General features: G+C 59.6%; 1 protein-coding gene. It reads right to left on the bottom strand.

Annotation, left to right across the window (positions count from 1 at the left end; translation table 11 throughout):
• Window positions 1-282: 282 nt before the first annotated feature.
• A partial coding sequence (locus tag U5798_RS36885; RefSeq protein WP_322084879.1) for an IS110 family transposase occupies window positions 283-780 on the bottom strand: 498 nt, incomplete at its 5' end.

The raw sequence follows: 780 nt of genomic DNA on the forward strand, positions 1-780 counted from the left end.
TATATGAACGCCTCCCGTTTGCGAAGGGTTTTCGTGTGCTCTGACTGCGACAGGATGGGTTGCAGCTTTATATCCGGGCTTGTTGCAGCCTGATACGCTGCGGCCCACCATGAAATCCGCTGACCCGCACCTCATTTACTTAGCGAGCTAGAAGCTCGAGGGGCTATTCAGGTTTGGCGGGTCCCGGTCCGACCTGTCTTGTCATTACTTACGATTGCCAGCGCAACCTTTCGACGTATCACCCTGTAAAAGTTGATCTTCCTGCTACGCAACGCCGTTCGGTCAAACCGGCTTCGCGCTCACGTAGCCCTTTTCGTACGGCCTGTCATGCGCCAGAATCGCCCAGATCGTGCGGGCTATCCTGTTCGCCTGTGCCACGATCGCCACATTCAGCGGTCGCCGCTTCCTGATCCCTTCAGCCCACGGCCCTGGTTCCTTCGTAAGGCACAGCACTGCCCGGGCACCATGAATTAGCAGCTTGCGCAGATACGTGTCGCCGCGCTTGCTGATTCCCAGCAACTGGACTTTGCCGCCCGAGCCCGTTTGCTTGGGCACCAGTCCGATCCAGGCTGCGAATTCGCGCCCGGACCGAAACGTCTTCGCATCGCCCATCGTCGCGACGGCCGCCGTCGCCGTCAGGAGACCTACGCCCGGTATCGCCGCGATCGCCTTGCATGCCTTGTCCTCTCTCATCCACATCTGTAAGCGCCGTTCGATGCTGGCAATCTGCTTATCCAGCTCCGCCAGCCCGTTCCACTGCTCGCGCAGCGTATCGATCAG

The organism is Burkholderia sp. BCC1972 (assembly GCF_905339605.1).
GTDB lineage: Bacteria > Pseudomonadota > Gammaproteobacteria > Burkholderiales > Burkholderiaceae > Burkholderia.